Source organism: Pseudomonas sp. GM49 (assembly GCF_000282355.1).
Taxonomy (GTDB): domain Bacteria; phylum Pseudomonadota; class Gammaproteobacteria; order Pseudomonadales; family Pseudomonadaceae; genus Aquipseudomonas.
The window spans coordinates 1-3,599 of record NZ_AKJL01000131.1; the positions used below are offsets into that span (position 1 = coordinate 1).

4 protein-coding genes are annotated in these 3,599 nt (G+C 59.8%); all 4 read left to right on the forward strand.

All coding sequences use genetic code 11. From position 1 onward, the window contains the following. Window positions 1-294 precede the first annotated feature (294 nt). Entirely contained in the window at window positions 295-1,659 is a 1,365-nt protein-coding gene (locus PMI29_RS16600) for a cache domain-containing protein (RefSeq protein ID WP_007997405.1), read from the forward strand. 32 nt (window positions 1,660-1,691) lie between these two features. Next, window positions 1,692-2,324 carry a response regulator gene (locus PMI29_RS16595; protein WP_007997406.1) on the forward strand — a complete coding sequence of 211 codons (633 nt, stop codon included), beginning with the start codon at window positions 1,692-1,694 and terminating at the stop codon, window positions 2,322-2,324. Window positions 2,325-2,528: 204 nt separating this feature from the next. Beyond that, a complete protein-coding gene (locus tag PMI29_RS16590) occupies window positions 2,529-2,792 on the forward strand; it encodes a YtcA family lipoprotein (RefSeq protein ID WP_007997408.1) in 264 nt (87 codons plus the stop codon). A gap of 15 nt (window positions 2,793-2,807) precedes the next feature. Beyond that, window positions 2,808-3,599, forward strand: a 792-nt coding sequence (locus tag PMI29_RS16585) for an HlyD family efflux transporter periplasmic adaptor subunit (RefSeq protein WP_007997409.1), incomplete at its 3' end; no start/stop codon positions are given.

A 3,599-nucleotide genomic window follows, 5' to 3' on the forward strand; every position in this document is an offset into this window, starting at 1 on the left:
CCAATGACTGCGGCGGTAATTTTTATAATTGTGTCCGCGGTGCGGAGCTGGCCCAATATCTGCGCATGCCGTCCACAAATAAATCCGCGTTACTACGTACGTGGTGTCTACGTAGTTCTACGTAGATGCCACGATCTTCCTGTTAAAACGCATAACCCTGTAGGAGCGAGCCTGCTCGCGAAAAAGGTACAGCCGACACCACTCAGCGCCTGGAATACCATCGCGAGCAAGCTCGCTCCTACAAGGCGCCTCTTTGGCATATGATCCCGAGCCTTCGCGCGGGCAGGAGTCAACATGCAGCTCAAACACAAAATTGTCGCCCTCGGGATTCTGCCGCTGGTGCTGGCCATTGCCGTCATCTGCGCGCTGGTGATTTCCCTGAACCGCCAATTGGGCGATCAGCAGGCGCAACTGATCGAAGACAGCATTCTGGCAAGCAAGCGCGCGGAGCTGAAAAACTACGTGGAAATGGCCCAGAGCCTGATCGCTCCGCTGTACGACGACGGCCATGGCGACACCCGTGCCCAACAGCAAGTGCTGGAGGAACTGCGCAAGCTCAGCTTCGGCATCAACGGCTATTTCTTCGTCTACGACCGCGAAGGCCGCAGCCTGATGCATGCGCGCCAATCGGAACTGGTGGGCCAGTACCTGTGGGACATGAAAGACCCCCACGGCCTGCCGGTGATTCAGGCGCTGCTGCAAAGCGCGCAATCGGGCGAAGGCTTTCAACGCTACGCCTGGAACAAGCCCTCTTCCGGCCAGGTGACCGACAAACTCGCCTACGTGGTGATGCTCGATCGCTGGGGCTGGATGCTCGGCACCGGCATCTACCTCGAAGACGTCGAGCGCGCCACCCAGCAGGCCCGTGCCGAAGTGGCCATGGGCATCCGCAAGACAATGATGGCGATTGCCGTGGTCGCCCTGGTCGCGGTGCTGTTTGTGTTCGCCACCGGCATGACCCTCAACGTCAGCGAGCATCGCCTGGCGGACAAAAAACTGCAGCGCCTGACCCAGCGCATCGTCAGCCTGCAGGAGGAGGAACGATCCCGGGTGTCCCGCGAGTTGCACGACGGCATCAGCCAGGTGCTGGTCTCGATCAAGTTTCAGTTCGAACTGGCCAGCCATCTGCTGGAAAGCGGACAAGCCCACGACAAGGGCTTGAATACGTTGAAAGACGCCACCGAGCGCCTGGGCGATGCCATAGGTGAAGTCCGCAGTCTCTCCCATGACCTGCGCTCATCGTTGCTCGACACCCTCGGCCTGCCGGCGGCCATCGGCCAATTGGCCGCGGAATTCGAGCAGCGTAGCGGGCTGACCGTGACCTACGACGAAAATGAATTCGACTGCCAACTGGTCGACGGCGCGGCTGTTGCGTTGTTCCGCATCGTCCAGGAAGGCCTGACCAATATTGAACGCCACGCCCGGGCGAAGAACGTGTCCATTACCCTGCGCGGTTGTGAGCGGTCCGTGCGGCTGACCGTGGTCGATGACGGCATCGGTTTCAACGTCGCCCAGGTCGAACGTCGTCAGGCAGGCATTGGTTTGCGTAATATCCGCGAACGCGTCGAACATTTTGGCGGGCGCTTCGATTTGATCTCGATGCCGGGCAGAAGTGAGCTGGACGTACTGCTGCCAATGAAACCTGGCGCAAAACCCTGAGCCGGCCCAAAACTACAAGAGTGAAACCTCGTATGAACCTGCCCTCCCCGATCCGTGTCGCCCTGGTCGACGATCACTCCCTGGTCCGCGACGGCATCAAGGCGCTGCTGGCCGTGATGTCGCCCCTGGAAATGGTCGGCGAAGCGGAAAACGGCGCCGAGGCCATCGAGATGGTCGGACGTTGCCAGCCAGACCTGCTGCTGGTCGACATCAGCCTGCCGGACATGAACGGCCTGGAATTGACCCGCGTGCTGCGCAGCCAGTACCCGTCGCTCAAGGTGCTGGTGCTGAGCATGTACGACAATTACGAATACGTCAGTGAATCGGTGCGCTCCGGCGCCAGCGGCTACGTGCTGAAAAACGCCCCGTCACGGGAAATCATCGCCGCCATCGAAGCCATCAGCAGTGGCGGAACCTTCTACAGCGCCGAAATCGCCCAGCGGCTGATCGCCGACAAGAACACCGACAACGAACTGACCCCGAGGGAAAGCCAGGTGCTGTCGAAGATGGCGCAAGGCTTGAACAACAAGGAAATGGCCCGGGAGCTGGACATCAGCGTGCGCACGGTGGAGACACACCGCTTGAGCATCCGGCGCAAGCTCAACATCGACAAACCGGCGGCGCTGGTCAAATACGCCATCGATCACGGGATTATTTCGCGCTGATGGGCGAACCAACAACAGGCGTGTTCACACGGCCGATTTAAATCCGTTGAGCGAAGCAGCTACTACTATCAACTCCAGACCCGGTGAATCGCTTGAGATCCTCTGCCCATCCGGGGTGACGGGCCAAAAATTAGCTACATTTCCACGAGGCCAATGTAGGTAGCATCGGCCAATTGCCGCATTGCAATGGGGTGGAAGCTTACAATGAGCCGTGAACACAACGTGTTGGCACTATTGCTGATTGCTCCGCTATCGGGCTGCTCCAATGCCCCTTCGATTCCAGTTCTGGGGGCCTACTTCCCCGATTGGCTGTTCTGCATTCTCGCCGGCATGCTGCTGGCCTTTGTGCTTCAGGCACTGCTTGCACGGTTAGGTTACGCAGCCTGGCTGGTGCCGTCAGTTCTGACCTATCCGGTTTTGACCGCGTTGTTGTCGATGAGCACCTGGCTGCTGTTTTTCCAGAATTGACCGGGGACTTGCATCATGAGCGAATCCGCTGTGAACAAACTGCCCCGACGCTTGATCGTTCTCGTATTGCTCGGGCTGACGCTGGTGATGCTGCTGTGGGTGGTCTGGCGGTTGGACACCACCCCACGTACCGATGATGCCTACGTGTATGCCGACACCATAAACGTCACCCCGGAGGTGAGCGGCAGCATCGAAGAACTGCCCGTGCGTGAGAACCAGCAGGTGAAACAGGGAGACGTACTCCTGCGCATCGACGCGCGGGTGTATCAGGACGTGCTGGACCAGGCTCAGGCCTCACTACAGGCGCTGAACAAGGAAATCATTCTGAGCCAGCGTCAGGTTGATGCCCAACAATTCAATTCCGAAGCGGTGAAAGCCAGTGTCGAACGCGCCAAGGCCGCCGCCGCGCAGAGCGCCGACACATTGCGGCGCATGGAACCCTTGCTGAAACCTGGCTATGTCTCCGAGGAACAGGTGGATCAGGCCCGCACCGCCGCCAAGAGCGCTCGTGCCGAATTGAATGCGGCGCTGTTGCAGGCCAAACAGGCTGCCGCCGCGGTCAGCGGGGTCGATGCACTGGTGAGCAGGCGCGCAGTGATACAAGCGGAGATAGCCCGCGCCGAACTGGACCTGGAGCACAGCGTAGTACGCGCGCCCTTCGACGGACTCATCGTCGGTTTGACCACCTCCAACGGTCAGTTCGCTGCCGCCGGTCATCCCCTCTTCAGCCTGATCGACACACGTCGCTGGTACGTAGTGGCAAACTTCCGCGAAACCGAACTGGACAAGATCCGCAACGGCAGGCGC